Origin of the sequence: Candidatus Magnetominusculus dajiuhuensis (assembly GCF_046044395.1) — a bacterium.
Lineage (GTDB): Bacteria > Nitrospirota > Thermodesulfovibrionia > Thermodesulfovibrionales > Magnetobacteriaceae > Magnetominusculus > Magnetominusculus dajiuhuensis.
The window spans coordinates 1-23,470 of record NZ_JBJUSG010000047.1 but is presented as its reverse complement, the minus strand read 5'-3'; the positions used below and the strand labels follow the sequence as shown (position 1 = coordinate 23,470).

At 48.3% G+C, this 23,470-nt stretch carries 19 protein-coding genes and 1 pseudogene; 9 read left to right on the top strand and 11 right to left on the bottom strand.

Annotation, left to right across the window (positions count from 1 at the left end; all coding sequences use genetic code 11):
- Nucleotides 1–118: 118 nt before the first annotated feature.
- A complete protein-coding gene (locus tag AB7D94_RS08190; protein ID WP_420265299.1) occupies nt 119–1,075 on the bottom strand; it encodes a bifunctional riboflavin kinase/FAD synthetase in 957 nt (318 codons plus the stop codon).
- Between the two features lie 79 nt (nt 1,076–1,154).
- On the opposite strand from AB7D94_RS08190, the gene def reads away from it, so the two are divergent.
- The 8 genes from def (at nt 1,155) to AB7D94_RS08150 (ending at nt 8,501) form a co-directional block, all read left to right on the top strand.
- Nucleotides 1,155–1,655: a peptide deformylase gene (gene def, locus AB7D94_RS08185; RefSeq protein ID WP_420265297.1), complete on the top strand. Its 501-nt coding sequence runs from the start codon at nt 1,155–1,157 to the stop codon at nt 1,653–1,655.
- A gap of 29 nt (nt 1,656–1,684) precedes the next feature.
- Nucleotides 1,685–2,608, top strand: coding sequence for a methionyl-tRNA formyltransferase (fmt, locus tag AB7D94_RS08180; RefSeq protein WP_420265296.1), 924 nt, complete (start codon nt 1,685–1,687; stop codon nt 2,606–2,608).
- Nucleotides 2,598–3,119 (top strand): DUF116 domain-containing protein, encoded by a 522-nt coding sequence (locus AB7D94_RS08175; protein ID WP_420265294.1) that lies wholly within the window; start codon nt 2,598–2,600, stop codon nt 3,117–3,119. Before fmt ends, AB7D94_RS08175 begins: the two co-directional genes overlap by 11 nt.
- 111 nt (nt 3,120–3,230) lie before the next feature.
- Nucleotides 3,231–3,737 (top strand): MORN repeat-containing protein, encoded by a 507-nt coding sequence (locus AB7D94_RS08170; protein ID WP_420265293.1) that lies wholly within the window; start codon nt 3,231–3,233, stop codon nt 3,735–3,737.
- Between the two features lie 168 nt (nt 3,738–3,905).
- Nucleotides 3,906–4,199: a nucleotidyltransferase family protein gene (locus AB7D94_RS08165; RefSeq protein WP_420265292.1), complete on the top strand. Its 294-nt coding sequence runs from the start codon at nt 3,906–3,908 to the stop codon at nt 4,197–4,199.
- Nucleotides 4,200–4,215: 16 nt separating this feature from the next.
- Nucleotides 4,216–5,559, top strand: coding sequence for a B12-binding domain-containing radical SAM protein (locus tag AB7D94_RS08160; protein WP_420265290.1), 1,344 nt, complete (start codon nt 4,216–4,218; stop codon nt 5,557–5,559).
- Between the two features lie 67 nt (nt 5,560–5,626).
- A complete protein-coding gene (locus AB7D94_RS08155; protein WP_420265289.1) occupies nt 5,627–6,403 on the top strand; it encodes an endonuclease/exonuclease/phosphatase family protein in 777 nt (258 codons plus the stop codon).
- The gene (locus AB7D94_RS08150; protein ID WP_420265288.1) at nt 6,390–8,501 is read left to right on the top strand and encodes a metallophosphoesterase; all 2,112 of its coding nucleotides are present in this window, start codon (nt 6,390–6,392) and stop codon (nt 8,499–8,501) included. The genes AB7D94_RS08155 and AB7D94_RS08150 overlap by 14 nt, the downstream gene beginning before the upstream one ends.
- Before the next feature lie 300 nt (nt 8,502–8,801).
- On the opposite strand, the gene AB7D94_RS08145 is transcribed toward AB7D94_RS08150, so the two are convergent.
- The 10 genes from AB7D94_RS08145 to AB7D94_RS08100 form a co-directional block, all read right to left on the bottom strand.
- Nucleotides 8,802–10,808: a molybdopterin-dependent oxidoreductase gene (locus tag AB7D94_RS08145; RefSeq protein ID WP_420265287.1), complete on the bottom strand. Its 2,007-nt coding sequence runs from the start codon at nt 10,806–10,808 to the stop codon at nt 8,802–8,804.
- A 29-nt stretch (nt 10,809–10,837) separates the two neighbouring features.
- Nucleotides 10,838–11,428, bottom strand: coding sequence for an NADH-ubiquinone oxidoreductase-F iron-sulfur binding region domain-containing protein (locus AB7D94_RS08140; protein WP_420265286.1), 591 nt, complete (start codon nt 11,426–11,428; stop codon nt 10,838–10,840).
- Between the two features lie 5 nt (nt 11,429–11,433).
- Nucleotides 11,434–13,317 (bottom strand): NADH-ubiquinone oxidoreductase-F iron-sulfur binding region domain-containing protein, encoded by a 1,884-nt coding sequence (locus AB7D94_RS08135; protein WP_420265284.1) that lies wholly within the window; start codon nt 13,315–13,317, stop codon nt 11,434–11,436.
- The gene (locus tag AB7D94_RS08130) at nt 13,304–13,810 is read right to left on the bottom strand and encodes an NADH-quinone oxidoreductase subunit NuoE family protein (protein WP_420265283.1); all 507 of its coding nucleotides are present in this window, start codon (nt 13,808–13,810) and stop codon (nt 13,304–13,306) included. Before AB7D94_RS08130 ends, AB7D94_RS08135 begins: the two co-directional genes overlap by 14 nt.
- A 16-nt stretch (nt 13,811–13,826) precedes the next feature.
- Nucleotides 13,827–15,806, bottom strand: coding sequence for an anaerobic carbon-monoxide dehydrogenase catalytic subunit (cooS, locus tag AB7D94_RS08125; protein ID WP_420265282.1), 1,980 nt, complete (start codon nt 15,804–15,806; stop codon nt 13,827–13,829).
- A gap of 55 nt (nt 15,807–15,861) precedes the next feature.
- Nucleotides 15,862–18,060, bottom strand: a complete 2,199-nt coding sequence (gene acsB, locus AB7D94_RS08120; protein ID WP_420265281.1) for an acetyl-CoA decarbonylase/synthase complex subunit alpha/beta — start codon at nt 18,058–18,060, stop codon at nt 15,862–15,864.
- A 78-nt stretch (nt 18,061–18,138) separates the two neighbouring features.
- On the bottom strand, nt 18,139–19,482 hold the full coding sequence (gene acsC, locus AB7D94_RS08115) for an acetyl-CoA decarbonylase/synthase complex subunit gamma (protein ID WP_420265280.1): 1,344 nt from the start codon (nt 19,480–19,482) through the stop codon (nt 18,139–18,141).
- 39 nt (nt 19,483–19,521) lie between these two features.
- Nucleotides 19,522–20,463, bottom strand: coding sequence for an acetyl-CoA decarbonylase/synthase complex subunit delta (locus AB7D94_RS08110; RefSeq protein ID WP_420265279.1), 942 nt, complete (start codon nt 20,461–20,463; stop codon nt 19,522–19,524).
- A gap of 86 nt (nt 20,464–20,549) precedes the next feature.
- On the bottom strand, nt 20,550–20,852 hold the full coding sequence (locus tag AB7D94_RS08105) for a c-type cytochrome (RefSeq protein WP_420265278.1): 303 nt from the start codon (nt 20,850–20,852) through the stop codon (nt 20,550–20,552).
- A 75-nt stretch (nt 20,853–20,927) separates the two neighbouring features.
- Entirely contained in the window at nt 20,928–21,707 is a 780-nt protein-coding gene (locus AB7D94_RS08100) for a dihydropteroate synthase (protein WP_420265277.1), read from the bottom strand.
- A 253-nt stretch (nt 21,708–21,960) separates the two neighbouring features.
- Here AB7D94_RS08100 and AB7D94_RS08095 point away from each other — a divergent pair.
- A pseudogene (locus AB7D94_RS08095) lies at nt 21,961–23,358 on the top strand (methyl-accepting chemotaxis protein); the annotation flags it as partial.
- Nucleotides 23,359–23,470 lie beyond the last annotated feature (112 nt).

Here is a 23,470-nt window from a genome sequence, read left to right as displayed (position 1 = left end):
CTTAAAGCACGGGGGCTTTTAACTCTTTTCGCTTCTCTATGTCGGTTATAGGGAACTATATAAAACGGCTTCTTCTGTCTATTTTTAGGCAGATTACTCATTTGGCTGCAAATCAGTATCAAGGAGAAATCTCCGGGGTCTCGGCGAGGATTTCCTTAGCCCGTGCGATGTCTTTTTGTATTTGCGCCTTTAAATCTTCCGGGGTCGGGAATGCCTTCTCATCCCTGAGCCGCTTTATGAAATACACGCGTATGGTCTTGCCTACAAGGTGTGTATCATAGTTGAAGAGATGTACCTCGTATGCTGTTTGACCGCCTCCGAATGTGGTCCCGAATGTTGGATTAGTGCCGATGTTTGTAACGGCGTCATAAATAACCCCATCAACGGCCACCCGCACTGCATAGACTCCGGGCTTTGGCACCAGTTCATCCGGCAGGGAGAGATTAGCGGTGGGCGTTTGAAGGATCGTCTTGCCTCTGCCCGTTCCGGTTATCACCTGTGACTGTATGAAATACGGCCTTCCCAGAAGTTTACGCGCCTCCCCGACATGCCCGCGTGTGAGCAGATTTCTTATTGCGCTGCTGCTTACCACATTTCCACAGCTCGTAACATTTCTGACCACGTTAAACTTGAAGCCGAATTTAGCCGCCCTCCTGCGCAGCACCTCAGTCGAGCCTTTCTTGCCCTTGCCAAATCTGTAATTATGCCCTACGATGATGTGCGCCGCCCCCAGCCGCCTGACCAGTATCTCTTCAATGAAATAATCAGGGGCTATTGACGAAAACTCCTTATTGAAATCTATACACAGCAGGACATCCATGCCGGTTTTCTCTATCAGCCCGGCCTTTATCTCAAATGGCGTCAATATTTTCAGACCCTTTTGCGGATTCACTACCTTAACGGGATGGGGGTCGAAGGTTATCACTATTGATGTGCCGCCAGCGCTGTCAGAGGCAGCCTTCACGCGCTCTAATATCCTTCTGTGCCCGGCGTGCACTCCATCAAAGTTCCCCAGCGTTATGATGGGATTGTGATATGTCTTCGTTAGATTCTGTAGTCCTCTTATTATCTCCAATGCCGTCTCCCGGTATGTTTTATTAAATCAACCTTACAATTATACAATTTTCAAAAAAAATAGTGTTATAATATTAGATATGGCAGTGCTGAAAATAAAGACATATCCCGCAAAGGTACTAAAGCAGGTTGCCACGCCGGTTAAGGACATTTGCGCCAACACACAGAAGCTCCTTGACGATATGATAGAAACCATGTACGACGCCGCTGGAATAGGGCTTGCCGCGCCACAGGTCGGGGTATCAAAAAGGATCATCATAGTGGATACGTCTGCGAAAGATGGCACCGAACGTGACCCCCTGATAGTTATAAATCCGGAGATTGTCTACGCCGAGGGGGATGTACTGTCCACCGAGGGCTGCCTGAGCCTGCCGGAGTTCACCACAACTGTAGAGCGTCGGGCGCTGGTCTTCGTCAGGGGACTTGACAGGGAGGGCAATCCCGTTGAGGTTGAGGCCTCAAGGCTCCTGTGCAGGGCGCTGCAGCACGAGATAGACCACTTAAACGGTATCCTGCTGCTGGATAAAGTCAACATAGATGACGGACTACCACATGCAATCGGCAATAAAACCCAAACGTGATTGCCTCATAACGGTAAAAGGGATTTGATTTGAACATAGTTTACTTTGGGACTCCGGCCTTTTCTGTCCCTTCGCTTAGGGCGTTAATAGAGGCCGGACACAGTGTTAAGGCTGTTGTGACGAAGCCCGAGTTGGGTAGGCGCGCGGTGCCCTCGCCCATAAAGACGCTTGCAGAGGCGATGTCTCTGAGGGTCATCCAGCCTCACTCGGTACGAACGCCGGAGTTTATCCATGAAATACGGGACTGCGCCCCGGATGTGATTGTCGTTACGGCTTATGGAAAGATACTCCCTGCAGGGCTGCTAAAACTTCCACCGCTTGGGTGTATAAACGTACACGCCTCTGTGCTGCCGAAATACAGGGGGGCAGCCCCGATTCAGCGCGCTATTATGGCCGGTGAAAGGGAAACCGGCGTCACCACAATGTTGATGGACGAGGGCGTTGACACGGGGGCGGTGTTTTTAACAAAAACGGCCGATATAGGCGAAGGTGACACGGCCATCGAATTGACGAAACGCCTTGCCGCTTTGGGCGCGGAGCTCCTGATTGAGACACTTAGGGGCATAGAACAGGGTACGCTTAAGGCCGTGGCGCAAGAGAGTGCCCCCTCATACGCCCCTCCTATCAATAAGGAGGACTGCCGAATCCTCTGGCTACGGCCTGCCCGTGAGATAGTTAATCTTATCAGGGGGCTTTGTCCTGTCCCCTGTGCGTTTACGTTTATCAATGGACAGCGTGTGAAGATACTCAAGGGTGTCGTCAGCAAGCTGCCGAATGAAGATCATAGGCCGGGCGATGTCGTAAAAAAAGACCACGACGGTTTATTAATAGCCGCCGCGGACGGCCTCGTCTCAATAGAGGAACTCCAGCCGGAGGGGAAAAGGCCGATGTCATTCAGGCAATACCTGAGTGGCAGGGTCAACGCGAAGGAGGAAATCCTCCGTGTGGACTAAATTATTACGTGGGATTGTGCTAAAGATATATTATCCTTTTCTGATGTTGCTGGGCGCATTTTTTAAGGACAAGAAGGAGGGTTTTCAGCGGCATGTCATCAATTTAAACAACAAACTGGTTCTAAAACAGGGCATAAAGACGCGGAAAATCCTTCTCATGCTCCCGCACTGCCTCCAGATAGACAAGTGTGACATAAGGATAACGAACAACATATATAACTGCAAGAGATGTGGCAGGTGCGGGGTAAAGGACTTGATTGCAGTCTCGGAAGAGAAGCAGGTTGAGCTATATATGGCCACAGGCGGCTCAGTCGCAAGAAAGATAGTCACCGACGTCCGGCCTCAAGCCATAGTGGCCGTGGCATGTGAGCGCGACCTAAGCAGCGGGATAGTTGATTCCTACCCGCTGCCGGTTATAGGGATTCACAATGAACGCCCGTACGGCCCGTGTTTCAACACCAACGTAAGCATAGAAAAAGTCATTGAAGCCATAAATGCCCTGTGCCCGTAAGGGAGGCCTGATATGGCTGGTTGCTTATGACAACCATCTAAGAGGGCATTACTTAAAACCGGTGCTTTCGGCACTGGTATCTGCTTTGGAGAAATAAGGAGAGAATGCGAGATGCGAAAAGGTTCTGTTGTAGTACTGCTGTTGTTGTTTTTTAGCCTCACGTTGTGTTTTTTGGTTTATGCTGAAGCGGGAACCATCAATTTCCCTGATGGGAGAAAGTATGTCGGGGAAGTAGAGGATGGCCAACCAAACGGGCAGGGGACGTTGACTTTCCCTGATGGGCGGAAATTTGTAGGGGAGTTTGAGGATGGCAAGGCAAGTGGTAAAGGGACGTTTACCTGGCCTGACGGGCGGAAATACGTTGGGGAATATGAAAATAGTCTGCCAAACGGTAAGGGGACTTTGACGTGGCCTGACGGTAAAAAGTATGTAGGGGAATTTGAGGATGACAAACTAAGTGGGAAGGGGACTATGACATGGCCTGATGGTAAAAAATACGTTGGGGAATATGAAAACAGCGAACCAAACGGTAAAGGGACATTGACCATGCCTGATGGAACGAAATACGTCGGGCAATTTAAAAACGGTAGACCAACCTCGTCCGGGTCTGACGAATAACAGCGATTGAAGTCTGATGGAGTGACGGGGGCGCACCGCCGACGCAACTGGCGTTGGCGGTGCGCCCCCGTTTTTTCTTGAGAGAATCTATGCCGTTGTGGGAAGTTATTATGGATTTCTGATGTAAGAAATGTATATAATTAGGGCGATGACTCAGGGGGGAAGCAATTGAAGACAATAGATGACATAAAGGCGTCAATCGGCTCCTGTAGGGAAGTCCTTGAAACCCGATTTCATGTAAAGGCCATCGGCGTTTTTGGCTCTTTTGCCCGTGCAGAGCAGAATAAACGAAGTGACATTGATATCCTCGTTGAGTTTGGTGACACTGTTGGTTTCATAGAACTTATGAGGCTTGAGGGTTATTTGAAAGACCTGCTTGGTGTGAAGATTGACCTGGTATCGAAGGGTGGCTTGAAACCGTATATCGGCAAGCATATCCTTGAGGAAGTGATATACATATGAAGCAATGGATCACAACGTGAAGATATGGCTTATAGACGCAACGACATATCGGCGGAGCTTGTCGCCATTACAAATTGAAAACAAACGATTATATTTTCGGATTAAAAACTATGTAAAGAATCACATTGTAGGTCCACACGAACCTCCAGGACAGAAATGTTACTCTGCTGGAGTTCTCCGCATAGCCACAATATTAAGGCACAATGGATATGATACTGAATATATTCCACTCGCCGAAATAGATAAGATGATTGAAAATTCAGAAAGAGGTGCCTTGCCTGACATAGTGGGTTTTGGGGCAGTAACACCTACGGTTCCGGTTTGTGCTCACTACTCAAGTCTATTAAAATCGTCAAAAAACGGAATACGAATTGTACTTGGTGGTGCGCACGCTCATTTCGCGTCAAAAACAACAATGGCTAAATATCCAGTATTCGATGAAATAGTCCCTGATTGCGATATGGTTGCCGCCGCAAAGATTATTCAATCCCGGCCCAAAGATCTATCAAACCCGCCGCTATATATCGATTATAAAATTTTGCCTGAACCATTGCACAATTATTGCGTCAATTTGTTTACGTCATCAGGCTGTAAATATCACTGCGGCCATTGTCAGGATGGATTAGCCGTGTATAACGAATACGCTCTTGATGGCGGCTTGTCCGAAGTATTAGTGTATCTTAAACCAAAGACTACAATTCATTACTGTGACAGTGTGTTAGGAGGTTCAGAGAAACGGGCGGTAGAGGTATGCAAAAAAATATCATCCATAAAACATAATATGTTATTGAGCTGTGATTTAAGGTCTGAGTTTATCTCCTCTGAACTCGTTGAGAATCTTGTGAATGCCGGATTCGTAGAGCTGCGAATGGGGCTTTTATCGACCGATAGGCATGTGCTCAATAACATTAACAGGGGTGGCAATCCTGATAAAATACTGGAGACAATTAAACTTATACGTAAAATATCAAAAATATACATATCAATATACATAACAATTGGCTTACCAGGAAGCACAACTGATGCTGTAGATCAATTAATCCGGCTGGTAAAGCACCTCCTTGAGAAGAGATATGTAGATGAAGTAAAATGTAACCTTTACGTGCCATATCCGAATGATGATAATACGACATCACCAATAGGAGTTCACATCCAAAACGAAGATTGGACAAAGTATGACAGACAGAGTTATCCTGTCTATGGCCTTTCAAAACTGACCAGCGACGATATCTGGAATGCTTTTCAAAAAATAGAGGGGGAGATTAATATATCGTGGGATAAGGCATATGAGTTGTCACGTTCGGGGAAAATCCCCGACACATGTTATCCTGAATATATTATTTCTTGCTATAAATTGTAGTTATATGTTATATTTGTGCGAGTTTAAGCACTACGGTGCTTATGTTTAACACTTTGAGAGGGAACTAATGGGTGATATTGAGTTATCAGTAGCTACATGGAACATCTCTTGTGGTATTTATGATGATAGGGGGAAGGACCTCGATAAAGGAATTCATTATATTTCCGACTGCCTAAAGAACGTGGGTGCCGACATAATAGGTCTACAGGAAGTATTATATTCCGATGGTTTTTCACAGGCCGATAAGATTCGGATTCTATTAGGATATGATTATAAAATTGAATGGCCGCTTAGTCAATCACATATATTAGCTGGTGCTAAAATGGGTATTGCAGTTCTTTCAAAGTATCCAATAAAAAGCCATGTAAAAATAGATCTTCCAAATCCTAATCTAACCATAAACGACGGTACGACAGTAACTCATGATAAAGGTTTTATATGTTCAACAATAGACTTCAATGGTAGCAACATTTTATTCGTAACAGGACATATGTTTCCTTTTCATTATTTCGATAGAGTAGAAAGTGATTTTACCTATATATTCAAATGTCTTGAAGAGCAGCTTATAAAGAATTCAATTTTGAATATGCCTTCAGTTATATGTGCAGATTTCAATACCGATGATTTAAAATCACTCTTCCCCAATGTTATAAACGGGTGTAAAGATATGATTCATACTCCAACTAGAAGAGATAATAGATTACATGATCATCTACTTTGTAATAGGTACTGGAATGAACATATGGTATCAATAATTCCAACATTGTCTGACCACCATTTATGTTGGGCAAAAATTAAATTGTGCTATACATTTGATAAAGGATGCACAGATGACTTCAAATAGGAGTAATTATATGCAAAACAACAAAATTAACATACTGCATCTCTCAGATTTGCATTTTGGTGAGGGAATTGCCGTGGATGATGATAATAAACTTAAAATAGAGTGTATTAAATCAAGACGTGTAGAACAGTTTATAAAATGCATAAATAATATTCCAAATAAACCTGATTATGTAGTAGTATCCGGTGATTTTACTAACATTGTGGATAAGAATGTGAGTAAAACTGGTTTCATAGAATTCAATAAAGTTGTCTCTGATTTAATTGTAAAGAACAAGTTGCCAGATTTGAAACACTTTATCGTAGTGCCTGGTAATCACGATACAGATAGAAATAATGGTAAGGGGCTATCTTTATTTTTAGATATGATTGGTCGCAGATACCCTAGTCCGTGGATTCCGGAATATGATAAAAGATTAAATTTAGAGGATTATATTAAGATGGTAGCCACTAATTTAGACGACGATTCTCTAATTTTATATGGAAGCATAATATCTACCCAGGCAGGCAATGTCTGTACACCTTTTATTTTAGATATGGATAAAGAAATTCTTTTTTATGCGTTTAACTCTTCAAGTCTTGTAGAAATGGACATGATGTTACCCAAAAATTCTGATGCGCTTAAACAAATGGTTGAACTGCCAAGAATTAATCCAGAGGAGCTTCTTTTATTCACGGAAATTATTACGATGATGAAAAATAAATTAAGCAGTAGATATGATGATTTAATTAAGGTAGCTGTCCTTCATCATCATGTAGCACCTATCTCTACATTTGACGAATATAAGATGTTTGAAATGCTGATGAATTCTGGGAAATTTAAAAAATACCTTCAGGACGCCGGATATCATATTATTCTTCATGGGCACAAACACTGGCCTGAGGTATTCCAAGATTCGGCTATCGCTGGTGGTGGAGCACATCTTGTTATTTCTGGTGGAACAATTGGCGGTAATGCGGCACGTGGGAAATCAGAAGGTTTTTACACAATGGAAATAGAAAAAACTGATTGCGGCAATTATGCAACAATCCATTATTATGGATTAATAGATAATGACAATTATCTTAATCCATTAAAAATGTTAAATGTAGTTAAGATGTCCATCCCACAACCCAAAAAAATATACGGTGCGCTGCTTGATGGAAATGAAACTCAACGATTAAACCTAAAGAAATTATATAGCATCACAAGTGATGCTATGTCAAGCCACTTGAGATATATAGAGAATCGGACAGGTTGGAGTCATAATCTAACTGAAAATGAAGTAGCTACGATTGCTACCGGATTTGGTTTACGTATAATGAAACTAATTAATTCTTATGACAATAAATTCACCTTAGCATATGATAATATAATAAAAACTCTATTAGAATTCAGGAAAAAAGCAGGTGGTTGGACGTCGAGATCAGGGGTCAATCATCGGAGTATAGAAGCAGCGTCATGGATGCTTGAGTCTTTTAAATGTTTTAATGAAAAAAAGTTAGTAGAAACAACTTTGGATGAGGTATTAGAAACAATTAAAGTTGCCAACAAGGCGATGTCGATAAATGAACACGACGTATTTTATCATGATACATATTCCATATCATTAGTAATTAATGCCCTTTCAAATTTATCTAATTGTAATGAGATTGTTAATAAATTGCGTGGTAAGCTATTGGACGCAGCTATAAGAGATAATGATAATAACATATTGTATTGGTCTAGAAAAAATAATCATGGCACTAATGAGCAAGGCAGATGTAAACCCTCAATTATACATACTGCACATGCGATAATATCTTTAATTAAAGAGAGAGAAGATATCGCACCATCTCTTTTTAATCTTAATAAACCAGTAGAATGGCTTTTGTCTCAACAAAAAAAATGGAATGATGAGGATAAAGAAGAAGTATATAGAGGAAAAAGTAAATTAACAATCGATCATTATACAGAGCCATGGGTAGTTGTAGCCCTTCTCAAAGCCGGGGTTCCGGTTGATAATAAAGAAATACTCGAATCTATTGGAAGAATTTACAATAGTCATAGGAACGGTCTTTGGCCATGGGGTGATATTGGAGAATATCCCGTGTGGGCTACGTATGATGCTTTAACCTAAAAAAAGCAGTTGAAAATCACAAAGACTGGCTTATAGCCTTGTTTTACAAGGAAATTAGGAGTCTGCGGAGCAGTACTTTTTGCCTACTTTTGGGTGAGTGGTTTTTGTTCATAAAAGCCTGATTTTCCTCATTATATAGAAGTGAACTGCTTTTTTTAGGTTTAAATGCCTTGACAGAATACGCCCTTAGGGCTGCTACTTGCCCGCTCATTAAATAGCCGGAAGATGTCTGTGTTAAACTGTAAAAAAGGGGGGAGGGACTGCCGTCCCTTCCCCCTTTCTGAAATCGTTCGGTTATGCTTAAACCGCTGCTGCCATTGCCTTTTCGGTCTCTTTGAGCCATAGAAGTCTTGAACCGTTTACTAACGAGACGTTTGCCTTCGCCATAAATTCGGCTGCGTCAACCTCTAAGCCGTCTGCCTTTGTGAATGGTTTTATTGACGGGGCTGCCTTTGACGCGGCGAGCGCGTCTTCTACTTCTTTCAAAGTGGGTTCAGATATATCCGCCCCCGATGCCTTTGCCAGTGATATGGCTATTTCGCTGAGGGGTTTGGCCTCGCCCTGCGGGGTGACTGTCTTTGTGAGCTGCCTCATCCTTCCCATGTAATCTACTATCGTGCCTCCGCGCTCTAAAAATGCCGCGGCTGGTAATACAATATCGGCCTCTTTCGCTAATTCGGTCAGGTGTGAATTCGCTACGATAAGAAAGTCGAGCTTAGGTCTCTTATCTATTGGTACATCTCCGGCCACTAACAGCGTCTTTACGCCGCCCGATACCATTGCCTTATAGCCTATGCCCGTTCCCTTGAGATTCAGCGCTGTTACACCCTTTGCGTTTGCCTCAATCGGAATTGAAAGCGCCGCGCCCTTTATCGCTGCCACGTTTTGGGCCGCCCCAAACAACGACGGCGACGATATGATGACCGGACTTTGCGCCTCAACGTAAACAACGGCTGCCTTCTCCATGTCCTCCGATACCGATGCACCGGCAACATCCAGCCCCTTCGGCAGCGCTAAACCCTTGTCAGAGAGAGCCTTCGCGAGGTTCTTTAACGTATCGGCCTCGCTGCCTTTCAGGACGATGTCGGCCACATCCGCTATCTTTACGTCGTCGGAGTTAATCACAATTAATTTGGCCTTTCTGTCGGCCTTCGTGCGAATCAGCGCATCAAGGGCCGGTAATACGCGCTCCCACTGATTCGGATTCAGCCCGACCACTACCATCAAATCGGCGGCCTCTAAATCCACGGCATCACCGGGCAACGTTGCCGCGTCGCCGTAGAGAGACACAGATGAGTCAATGTTTTCTATCCCGGCCTTCGCCGCATATGCCTTAATGGCTGCCGCGTCCTCGTTCGTGATAGAGCCGGAGGTTACTATGCCTGCGTCCTTTGATTTCATTTTCCCTGCGGCAATGTTGAGGGCGTCGTCCCATGAGGTCTCTTCAAGTTTGCCGTTTACGCGTTTCATGGGCGTCAGCAGCCTGTCATGCGCGCTAAGGCTGTCAAACCCGAATCGCCCGACGGCACATATAAAGTGGTCGGCTTTGGCACCGCACCCCCCCGCCCTTATCTTCATTATATCGTTGCCCTTTTTGTATACCTTCACATCACAGGCGTTGCCGCACGAAAGGCATACCGATTCGAGCTTCTCATACTCCCACTCCCTGCCCTTTCTCCACCTGTCCGCCTCAAGCAGGGCATTTACCGGACATACGTCAACGCAGCTTCCGCAAAACGTGCAACCTGACTCCTGAAGCGGCCTGTCGTCCGCCGTTGTCACCTTTGAGCCAACCCCACGCCCCATAAAGTCCAGTACCGCCGTGCCCTGTTCCTTGCATACCCTGACACAACGTCCGCAGAGGATACAATAATCAGGGTCGCGTTTGATAAACGGGTTTTTATCGTCTATGGCAAACCCGAACTTCTTTCTGGTGAACTGAGACTCCTGAAGCCCGAATTCATAAGCGTATTGCTGCAGATTACACACGGAGGCCTTCGTGCAGGTCATGCAGTCAAGCGGGTGCATAGAGAGAATCAAATCAATTACGAATTTCCTTACTTCCAGTATCTTTTCGTTGTCAGTTACTACGTCCATGCCTTCTTTTGTCTTCATAATACAGGCGGTCATCTGCCTTCCGCCTACCTCGACAATACACATCCTGCACGCCCCGATGCCCTTCATCCCTTCAAGGTAGCAGAGGTTTGGTATGTGAATCCCCACGGAGCCTGCCGCCTCTATCAGGTTTATCCCCTCAGGGACTTGATACGGCTTGCCGTTGATTTTTATGTTTACCATGTCGGCCATTACTCCTCCTTATTGGAAATATATGTTTTTCAGACTATTACAGTCTCTAATACCTTTTTGTCAACTATCTCTACCGCCCCATATCTGCAAACCCTCACACACTCACCGCACCTGCTACACCTCTTGTCCACTATCTCATAGGGGATATACCCTGAGAAACGCATGTCCTTCTTCTCTCCGAGGATGGCAAAGTCCTTACAGGCAATCCTGCACTCATCGCATGACACGCACTTATCAGGAATCACCCTGTACTGGATGCTCCCCTTGCACTCCCTATCTGGACAGCCACCGGCAACGTGCACGTCATAGATTTCCGGGGCTTTCTCCAGCGTGTCTATGATGAACTTCGCAGTGTCCTTGCCCTTTTTGCACATTGACGCCTCAAACATCAGCGGGGCGATTTGCCTTATTTTCTCTAAGTCCGCCGGGGTCGCCTCCGCCTTTGAAAGCCTCATGAATCTTATCCTCATCTCGTAGCTTCCCATCGGACACGGCAGGCACCTCGCGCACATCGGGCCGTCTATGAACTCGTTGAGAAATAGTAACGCCTTTTGGACGATACACTGCAACTGGTTCGTATCCTCTGTTATCTCTTTCATGTCTTTTTCTTTTTCAGCCATTTCGCCTATCTCCCCACACCGGAAAGTCTCTTGCCTTTTCCTATTTTTACCGCCCCTATCGGGCACGCCGTAAAACAGCCCTTACATTTCGTACACATGTCCTGGTCAATGAAAAACGACCTTCTGGTCTCTTTTACAGCGCCAAAGGCACAGGCCTGTTTACATAGGCCGCAGAGAAAACACTCAGAGTGGTCAATAGTAAAAGTACCCAGTCCGCTGCACACCTTCGCGCGGCAATATTTATCGTGGACATGTTCCTCGTACTCTTCTCTGAAATATTTCAGCGTCGAGAGAATCGGATTTGGGGCACCCTGGCCGAGGCCGCACAGAGAGCCTTTTTTAACAAGTCGGCTTATCTTCTCAAGACGCTCTATATCGCTTGGAACTCCCTTTCCAGTTGTTATCCTCTCAAGTATCTCAAGCATCTGATACGTGCCTATCCTGCACGGGGGACATTTCCCACATGACTCCTCCTTCGTAAACGATAGGAAAAACTTCGCTACATCCACCGCGCAAGTATCCTCGTCCATTACGACCATGCCGCCAGAGCCCATCATTGAGCCGGCCTTCGTCAGCGAATCAAAGTCAACCTTTAAATCTAAAAACTCCTCAGGCAGACATCCCCCTGACGGGCCTCCGGTCTGTACGGCCTTGAACTTCTTACCATCAAGTATGCCACCGCCTATGTCATATATTATCTCTCTCAATGTAATTCCCATAGGCACTTCAACAAGCCCCGTGTTTTTTACCTTGCCGGTCAACGCAAACACCTTTGTGCCGGGGGAATTCTCAGTGCCGATGCTCTTAAACCATGCCGCACCGTTCTCTATTATCGGGGGCACGCAGGCATAGGTCTCTATGTTATTGAGATTGCTTGGAAAGCCCCACACACCACCGCCCGGTTCAGATAACCTTGGCGGACGTGGCCTCGGAAATCCCCTGTCGCCCTCTATTGACGCCACAAGCGCTGTTGACTCACCGCAGACGAACGCCCCCGCCCCTTCTCTTACGTCCATGTGGCAGGTGAAGTCCGTACCCATTATGTTTTTGCCCAGCAATCCAATTTCTTCTGCCTGCTTAATGGCATGTTTGAGGTTCACAACCGCAAGCGGGTACTCGTGCCTTACGTAAACAAACCCGTACTGCGCCCCTATGGCATAGGCACACAGGAGCATCCCTTCAAGCAACCCGTGCGGGTCTCCTTCCATAATAGACCTGTCCATGAATGCGCCGGGGTCTCCTTCGTCGCCGTTTGCGATTACGAATTTTATCTTGCCGGGGGCCTTCTTTGAGTGCCTCCATTTCTGGCCAGCTGGAAACCCCGCCCCGCCTCTGCCCCTGAGGTTTGCCTTATCAACCTCCTCTAAGACTGAATCGGGGGTCATTGAGCTGAGGGCCTTTGCCAGCGCCGCATAACCACCGACGGCTATGTAGTGGCGTATTTGCAGCGGGTCTATAAGACCGTTGTTTTTCAGGGCAACCCGCACCTGTTTTTTGTAATACGGCACAGAGTCCATCATTTCACACGGCTCCTCCGCAATGGAGTCCCTGTAAAGGAGTTTTCTTATAGGAAAACCGCCCGATATAGTGGACGAGACGATCTCATGGGCGTCTGTGTTTTTGACCTTCTGGTAGTAATAGCCCCACGGCTCTACCTTCATTATCGGGCCTTGCTGGCAAAATCCCTGGCAGCCGGTCTTCACTATCTCTACCGACTTATGTTCCGCCCCAAGCTCATGCTCTAAGTTCGCCACTACCTTGTGCGCGCCTGAGGCCGTACAGGCAGTGCCGCAGCACATCCTTATTCGCGGCACGTCTTCCCTGAACACCTCTTCTTTCAGGAGCAGGCTGAGATTGTTGAACTCTTCTATGTTTTTAATTTTCTCCATGAGCCACGCCCTCTTCTTCTATCACAGTTATCAGGTGTTTTATCTTCTTCGGGCCTATTGTTCCCATAACATCCTCGTTTATTGTAACCACAGGGGCAAGCCCACAGCAGCCTACACAGCCCACCGTCTCAAGCGTCAGCTTAAGGTCTGGCGTGGTCTCCCCGGCCTTTATGTGAAAGCGGTCTATGAGAGCGGTCTCCACCTTTGCCGCCCCTCTGACGTGACAGGCCGTTCCCTTACACACCCTTACGATTTTCTTGCCGCGCGGGGAGAAGTGAAACTGCTTGTAAAAACTTGCCACGCTATATATCTCGGCCAGCGATATGGCGAGCTTCTTTGACAGCGACCTCAGCACATCCTCCGGCAGATAACCATTGTCCGCCTGTATCTTATGGAGCGTGGAGACAAGAACCCCTTTTCTCTTGTCGTGGCCGCACAAGACCTCACTGACAATGCCTATTGAATTATTAACATCTATTGTCTCTATGTTCATTAAGAAAACCTCCCCCTTAGGATGCGGCCTGTTCTTTTTCTAATTTTCTTCTGTCTTCCATAGTCATAAGCACCCTCTCCGCACCGAACTTGCCCTGCTCATATTTCTTGAGTTTCAGGGCGTCCCTCTTTTTATCTATCGCGGCAAGCGTCTTTTCAAATATCTCTTTCGGGTCGTTTATGAATTCGAGTTTGCCGCCGAATCTCTTTTCCCAAAGCTCGGTCTTTATCTTTTTCACTACACTGCTTGCCTCAACCGGACTCTCTGAACCAAAGATTACGTACATCCCGGACGCAACGAAATATACCCCTATGGCCAGGGCCTTCTCGCTCATCCACTCAGGGGCAATTCCCACGGCCGGCAAGTCCGATATATCGTCGCCAAGTCCGCCCTCTTCCACCATCTGTGTGGCTATTGTCAGGATTCTCGAATTATCCACGCACGCCCCAAGGTGCAGTATCGGAGGAACCCCTATGGCCTCGCATACCTCTCTTAATCCCGGCCCGGCCATCTCAAGCGCCGTCTCCGGTGTCATATAACCGGCCTTCGCGCACGAAGCAGCCCCGCAGCCCGTTGATACCACAAGGATGTCGTTTTTGATAAACTCTGTGGCCAGATAGTTGTGAAAGCTGTCCTGCATTATACGGGGATTGTTACAGCCCACTACACCGACAACACCCCTTATGCGCCCGGCCATTATGGCGTCATTGAGCGGCCTGAATGAGCCTCTGAAGCTGCCGCCCTGCATATACTCTATATATTCGTGGGAGAAACCGGCGATTAACGGTTTAAAGCTTGACACGCGGCTTCCCTCTGTGGTGCGGTTTGGATAGTTGTCACAGGCAAGCCTGAGTATCTCTCTGGCAACTTCCTTTGCCCTGTGCTCGTCGTATTGAATATGTATGGCGTCTATCATCTTGCCTTTGAGCGAGGTGGTAATGACCTTCGTGTGGAACTTTTTTGCCACCTGCGCAACCGCGGGCATAATGCACTGCACATCTACTATCATCGCCTCGGCAAGGCCGGTCATTATGGACAGTTCCTGATTCAGAAACCCGCCCGCCGTCGGAATCCCGTGGCGCATCAACACCTCGTTTGCCGTACAGCACATGCCGACGAGATTTATGCCGTTTGCGCCCTTGCCCTTAGCGTACGCGACAAGTTCCGGCTCAGATGAGACATCCACTATCATCTCAGCAAGCGTCGGTTCATGGCCGTGAAGGACAACATTTACCTCGTCGCCTTTCATCACGCCTATGCTGGCCGTAGAGTGTACAGGCTCGGGGGTACCAAAAAGTATGTCAGTTATGTCGGTACTGAACATGCTGCCGCCCCATCCGTCGGCAAGGGATACCTTTACGGCGGCCATCATGAGATTTTCGGGGTCCTGGTCAACGCCCATATGGGTGCGGTGCATGGCCTCACACACCTCCCTGTCTATACCGCGGGGGGTTACACCCCATTTTTTCCATATCTCCTGACGCTTCTTAGGCGCCCTCTTCACATACGAGACCTCGCCCTTTTGGCGGCCAAAGTTCTCGATTATCTTCTCGGCCACTTCCTTTCCAATCTGCCCTGTGGTCTTCCCCTCTATGGGAATATCAAGGATACCGGCCACTCTTTTCAGTTTCTTCACATCCTTAATCTGAAAATCAGGGGCCTCTCCTGTTGACGCCTCAAGGAGCGTAAAGGCCATATCTCTGGCATGGTCGCTGTGTGCGGCAGTCCCCGCCGCGCACATCCTCAGAAAGTTCCTTGACGATACCACAGGCAGCGTTGCCCCGCATACACCGGCCGCCGTTTCCTCGGCGTCAGGCCCTACCAGCCTGCACGGCCCCATAAAACATATCTTACAGCAGGCGCCTGTGTGGCCAATCGGACATGGCTTTAAGGAATCCGCCCTGTCAAAGGCGGACTTTATCCCATGGGCATGGCCCCACTCCAGTATCTCTTCTGCCACCTTATCAACACTTTTTATATTCTTTATATCTTCCATTTAAAGGCTCTCCTTATTTAGAGCTATTTACAGGCCAAACCTGCCTGTGTGTGCGTTAAAACATCGAAGGCATAGCAAGCGCCGGATGTTCAACTGACGTTAGGAACTCAAGGAGTTTCTCGCTGTCCTCGGCTATCGTCTCATCGGCGATTTTATCCAGGAAATCAGGGATGCCCTCCTCCTCCGCCCTCGGCTGAAGGCCGTCCTTTACCCTTTCTTTCAGGGCCTTCGTCATCCATACCACGCGCTTCAGGCCGCCGTCGCCATAGAGAAACTTCCTGCTCGTGATGAAATTCACCCCTATGCCCATAAACCCCGGTGTCTGCACGCCGCCGCCTACCGTACCGGCAAGCGATGAGAACTTCATCCCAATCGGCGTCATGCCCGTATGTCCCCTTTGCACTATCATAACCCCGTTGGCCTCCGGCACTACGCACATAATGCACTCAAAACACCCGCATGAGGTCATCGGATTTTCCATTATCGTATAGGCGTTCATCGTATCAAGGGCACCGCCCGTTGACGCCTTTATATAATCATCAACACCCGTCCACCGGCCATATCTCTGGTCAAGCACTTCGCCCTTTGTTATAGGCTGATTACCGCCCGTTGGGTCTATGCCAAAGGCGGCCTTGCAGTCAAGCCAGTTATACGCCCCACAAAGGCCAAGACGCTCAGGCGTTATTACGCATGTATGGCTCGGAGCGAATGACTGGCACAGCAGACACGAATAAAACTGCTCCACAGACTCATCAGTCAGTGAGCCAAGCCTCTGGTCCCTTTCCTTCCATGTCTTGCGCGCCTCTTCGCGCTGCTTTATGACTTCCTGTTCATCAGTAAACAGAGTGACCTGAATCTTATCCACAATGGCCTTGAATCTGCTATGGGTCATCGTGTGCTGAATCTTTGCGATGTCCTCAAGGGTGAACCCTTCGGCCTTGGCCGCCTTGCTTACCCGCAACCAGTTGACATCGCGCTGGCCCATGTGCCATATGCCCTGTCCCTCGTTTATGTTGTGATGTAGTTTTCTCTCCATAATCGGCTCATAATCTGCCTGCATCTCCCTGCCCGCTACCTCGACAAGGATGCCAAGGGGCATTGAGCCACCGGCCTCATAACGCTCCTTCCAGTTCTCCCCTTTTATGATTATCTTCCCATCTTCTATCTCATCAAGCTCACGCCCTTTTATAAACTCAAACGCCGGTGTCCTGTTGCCGCCAAACTCTATGAACGTATCCTCTTTCCTTATCCTCTCACCCTCAAACGCCGGGCCATAGGCTATAGGAATCGGCGGCTTATGGGACACGATCTTAAGTCCCCTGACCTCTATGGCCTTAGAGACTATCTTTGCGTGGTCATACTCCTTGTCAACCTCTTCATACGTACACACACCCGTGGGGTGAATTACCGGCACATCAGTATCGCAAATAGCCGGGAAGCCCATGTTTATAGCACCGGCACCGGTTGCCCACTTCACGTCGTCAAGCGGGCCCATCGGCAGGGCAAAGGCAAACACCCTGTCCTTCGTATATTTCAGACAGCCCTTGTAATCGCCCGGCTTCACGCCGCCGTATATCATGGCCGCCCTTACCGCCCAGTCCAGCGCATAGAGCGTATGCTCAGTTTGCGTCCCTAGCGGCACCACATACACGTCCCAGCCCAACTCTACCTTCTTTCTCTGAAGCTGTCTCGTTATTGTCTCACCGTTTGACATGCCCGAAAGAAATACAAGGATATTCTTCTCCTGCAGTTCCCTCACAATGCGTGCGGCGGTGTCATCATCAGGGGCAGCCCCTATAATAGCCGCAAAGCCGGGCATCCTGCCGTCAACCAACTGAATACCGAGGTTTCTCTGTATCGTGTCAGTTATAAACCCGTTATAGACCAATCCTGTTACAGGGTCTTTCTCCGGCTCAAGGCCCTCAAGGTACCTCATCGCAAGCCATATCTCCTCAGCAAACAGGGTTGCCATACCGCTGTCTAACGCCTCGCCCAGATAGGGTGTCCACTCCTTTTCAGCCGGCTCCGGGTGCAGCAACTCCTTCGCCATCATCAGGGCCTCTTTCATGTCCTTCAGCGTCTTTACCGCAAAGCCCGTCATCGCATATATCAGCGGCAGATAAAACGCCGTATCCGGGAACTCGAACACGTAGTCATCGCCTTTTTCGGCAATATGCTTAAATAACAGTTGCTCGGCATTGTTGAAAACTTTATGCGCACCCCTTATAGCGCCGGATGCTATGATTTTTGACATCTCAACCTCCTTAACTTCAGGTAACAGTAATTTTTTTGGACCACCAAACCGTCCTGTTTATTTCTTATCATTACAGCGTCACGCCGTCCGTGATTTCAGATAGCTTGGCAGCGCGTTAGCCTCTCTTGGGCCAACGGTTATCTTCCATCCCTCAAGTTTCTCCTCCAGCGCCCCGCTTAATATGGCCACATAGCCCGGGATTATCAGCTCCTTATTCGCTATCTTGCCCTCTATGCCGCTTTCCTTTATAAAGGCCGCTATCTTTGCGGCGGTAAACTTCCCTGCCGCCCACGCGGTCAACACAGAAAGCCCCTCGCAATCCATTATCGCCAGCCATGCGGGAACCTTGCTGTTTTCCACCTCTCCGGCCACGATAAAGTACGTCAGGGAGAAGTTTGTGGTTATCATTAGCGGGGATTCGGCCTTAGGATTCCCTATTTCATAGACCTTCTGCTCTACCTGCATGGGGACCTGCGGGTCGGTGTAAATGTTCTGCCTCAGGGTGAACATTACGAGATTCTTCCACTTTTGCGCACTTGATAAGACGACTATGGAGGCGTACTTGCCAATTCCAAGCCCGGCAATCAGGGTCTCAAGCATATTATTGTCTCTGATAGCCACGTTGATAACCGGGAAGCCGAGGCTCTTATTGCCCTTTTTTAAGGCCGCGCGTCTTATGTACGTGTTATGCTCAAGCATATCTTTGGCCGTCTTTGCCCCTGAATCCAGAACTATGTCCTCAACCCCAAATCCCTTGATTTTGTCAGACAGCGTTGACAGGGCGTCAAGGCCGACGGCCTTTATGCCGAGTGAGGCACCGCTTGACTTGGCCAGGTTTGCCATCTCCTGCGCGTTTGCCTCTGTGGCACCGTAAAGGAGCGGTTTTTTACCAGAGAAATGGGCTATTGCCGCCTTTGCCGCGTCAACGTTTTCGGTACACAGGATGACGGCCACGGCTGGGGCCTTTTCGGCTGCTGCCTTTGCCAGCGCCTCAAACTTCTCCGCGTCATTTGATTCATTAATAAGGCATAGCGCGTCTATCTTCAACTTCTGCCCGACCCTGTCTATCTCCGAGACCAGACAGTCGTTTATCTTTGCGGCTATCACGTCGCCGCTGTCGGTGTCTTTTATAGCAAGGGCCAATATGGACGGGTTTACAAACTTCTTTTCGTGGCGAAACATCACCGTCTCCTCTCCAACCTTAACGGCGCGCGCACCCGCGCCTATGGTAATCGGCCTGATAGGCGGGGCTGAGGCATCGCCAAGCTTCTGCTTCGCGTCCTCAGAGACGTCAGGGCAGGCGTCAAGAGAGACCTTCCTCTGCGCTAGCTGCATGGCAAAGGCGAGGCATGTTGGAAACCCGCACTTCTTACAGTTTGTCTTGGGCAGCATTTTAAATATTTCGACTCCAGTTAACGCCATATATTAACCTCCAGAGATTTAGTTTTATATTGTACGATGTTACATTAGCTCGTTAATAAAGGCGTCAACTGCCGCCACCGCGTCGGGGTGCCTCATTATGAGCAGCTCCGCACCGGCCATAAGCAGCGCCGCGGCCGTCTGTGCCTCCCAGCCTATGCCGCGCTCTTTCATCGCTCCCCACGCTGGTAGTATTTCCTCTGAGGCGGACACCTCTTTTATCTTCCATACATACATCCCGACATCCCCCAGTATGGGTTGCTGCATCGTGGCGTCGTTTTGCGTAAGCGCCGCAAGGCGTATCCTCTCCATTACTGTATAAGTATACTCAAGGCCATAGCCCAGGGCAGAGCACATCGGGTCTATTACCACCTTTTCTTTGTTGAATCCCAACTGAGTTATCATTATATTGAGTTGCTTGGACAGGTTTATATCCAGCTCAGACATGGCTACGAGCATGTGGCCGTGCGCCATAGCGGCGGCGGCTACTGTCTTATAATTTGCCTCCTGGGCCTTGCCAATGAGACAATTGCGGCCCTTGGCGACCTCCGCAACCTTGACCAGTACATCGGCGTCCTTCTCCGCATGGTTGCTGCCCAGTATAATAAGAGGAACGCTTACCGCGTCCAGTACCCTTTTTACCGTTTCAGCGGCCTCAGCGGCGGAACGATTGCCGTTGTCCGGGTGAGTGCTGGAAAGGCGAAGGGCCACCGCCTTTGCGTTTAGATTCTCTACGCAGTGTTTGGCCCATTTAACAGGGTCGTCTGAGACCCCCGCATATACCTCTCTCACCGTGTCCGGCCAATCCACCGGAGCTGTGTCCAGCACATCGAACGCTATGGTCGGCTTATTCGGCACTACTCCTTCAAATCCGTGAAATGGCAATACGTTTTCGCCGCCGATTGTGACGGCCGTATCCCCACTTCCAATGGTTACTGAATATACCTTACCGGTATTTGTCTCTTTTGGCGGCGTGAATGCCATTTACCCCTCCGTATTTCGAAATTTTAATATCTGACCGCTTACGCAGCCTGTCTCACCTTAACAACCTTAACACAGTTAATATCAATTCACTTGGATTCGCTTACCATATAATCTACGGTAGCCTTCACCTCGTCGTCGGATAAAGTTGCCTCGCCGCCTTTTGCCGGCATCATCCCATGCCCGTTGATTGCGTGTTGGTAGAGAGTATCCTTGCCTTTAGCGATACGTGGGGCCCATAACTCCTTATCACCGAACACGGGAGCGGTGAGCCTTCCGGTCTTATGGCAAAAGGTGCAAACCTTATCGAAAACCGCCTTACCATCCGCGCCATAAGCCGGTACCATCGCCACCAACACCAGCACGGCCACCGTAAAAAATATCTTTTTCATATTTCCACCTTACAATCCCTCTGCTTTATACCGTCAGATACCTCAACAAACGGCATGGCCTCCTTAACCGGTACTCTACATCTCAAGATACGAGTGCGCATACAGGGTTTTGTTCATTAAAATGTCAATTGTCTTAACCGTAGTTACTATCTCCGCCGGGTCGGCAATGGCAGCCGACAGGCCCTCATAGATGAGCAGAGTCAGAAAGTGTTCGTTCAGTATGTGCCTGATGTGCTTGGGACAGCCGTTGGATATGTTGCTCAGGCCCACAACGGTCTTCATCGGCGGGTCGTTCAGGTCCTGAAACATCTTTATCGCCTGAACCACCTTCAATGCCTGGTCCTGAGTAGTGGCGGTCTGAAGCACGAGCGGGTCGAGATATATGTGTTCCATGGGAACTCCATACTCTAACGCGCGCCCCATCAACTCGGCGGCTATCTCGGTGCGTTCCTCAGCGTCCGCGGGAAGCCCGCCCTTGCCTACCGTAAGGGCTATAACGTCACAGTTATACTTTGCCGTCAGCTCAAGAATCGGGAAGCGCTCGGGGTCATTGGACGTAGAGTTAATCAACGGCCTGCCCCATTCGTTGTTGTGTACCTTTAAACCCATCTCCAGTGCCACAAAATTGGTCGTATCCAGACAAACAGGGGCCGGGACGACTTCCTGGATAGTTGTTACCATCCACGCCATGAGGTCTTCCGCGCCTTCGGCAGGGCCGATGTTGGCGTCTATCATCCCCGCGCCCTTTTCGAACTGCGCCTTTGCTATCTCCTGAATCGGCCCTTTGTCACGCCTCATCATCGCTTCCCTGACACGTTTCGCTATGATACTCAACTTCTCTCCTATTATAAGCATATTTCCCTCTCCTTTTTGAAATTATACTGCCCGTTGTTTTAAATTTTAATATATCATATCAGAAACAAAATGGTAAAGCAGCCGTTAAAAAATTTTTGACATGATACTTTTTAGATTTGACCTTGCAATAACGAAGTAACTTATGTCACACTACGTGAGCAGGTGAGTTAGGGGAATACTAAAGATTACGGGAGGAGCAGTGAACAGACTATCTATCGCTACAAAGACGGTAATTCCTATCATTTTAGTGTCAATGCTTGTCATAACGGCCATCGTTGCCACCTCTGTAGTCATGTCGAGGCAAACGGTAACCGACGAAATAAAAAACGGCGCGCTCAAAGGATATAGGGACACGGTGTTAAACACGCTTACGACGATGATGCTTAGCGGCACTATCAAAGACAGCAGGAAACCGTTTCTTGAGCAGATGAAACAGATAATTGATGTGAGCGTGCGAAGAAGCGAGTTGCTGGACAGGGACTTTGGCAAGGGAGACCCGGATGAGTACCCGTCAGACGCAATAGAGAGCGAGGTGATCAAGACAGGCAAGGAGAAGGTTATAATAGAAGGTGATAAAATCCGCGGGATTTATCCATACATAGCGAGCAAGAACTTCATGGGAAGGGACTGTCTAACCTGTCATAACGTAAAAGAAGGGGAAGTGCTTGGCGCGATAAATGTTGTTCTTTCCATGAAGACCTCAATGGATGAGATTAACAGGATAAAGTATATCTTCATATCGGCCGGTGTTGTCGGCATGGTACTTATAATAATTGTTTTTATTGTTACATTCAGGATTACGCACAAACCTCTGGTTGATATGTCAAAGGATATACAATTAGTGGCGGGCGGCAATTTGAGCGTTCATTGTGGATATAGCGTGGAAGATGAGATAGGATCCCTTGCGAAGGGGTTTAACAGGATGATTGCAAAGATTCAGGAAGTCGTCTCTGAGGTCAGAGAGACCAGCGGCATATTATATGAGGCAACTGGAAAGCTTACAGAGGGGGCGCATCAGTTGTCGGAAGGCGCCACAGACCAGGCGGCCTCCATTGAGGAGACATCGTCTTCTATGGAGGAGATGACCGCAAATATCAAGCAGACCACCGACAATTCCAGACAGACAGAGGCAATTGCAACATCGGCCGCAAAAGACGCCCTTGACAGCGGCAAGGCGGTAACAGAAGCCGTTGCCGCTATGAAAGAGATAGCAAGCAAGATTTCTATCATAGAAGAGATAGCGAGGCAGACGAATCTGCTGGCGTTAAACGCGGCAATAGAGTCGGCCAGGGCGGGTGAGCATGGCAAGGGGTTTGCGGTTGTGGCGTCAGAGGTCAGAAAACTCGCCGAGCGCAGTCAAAAAGCTGCGGGTGAGATAAGTCAACTCTCTGCCTCAAGCGTAACTATTGCCGAGCAGGCCGGCGCGATGCTAAATAAATTGGTGCCTGATATAAGAAGGACGGCAGACCTGGTGCAGGAGATAACCGCGGCCGGTAACGAGCAAAGCATCGGAGCAGAGCAAATCAACAAGGCCATTCACCGATTAGACAATGTAATCCAGCGAAACGCCTCAGCCGCCACTGAAGTGGCCACGACCTCTAATGAGTTAGCAGAGCGGTCAGAGCATCTGCAAAGCACTATTGCCTACTTTAAGAGCGGCGGCGAAGGTACCACGGGATTTCAGCCACAGGCAATGCTGGAACACGACGAGGATTAACGACGAAGGGGGGGTAACCCCCCCTTCACCCCGTAAATCTCGCCAC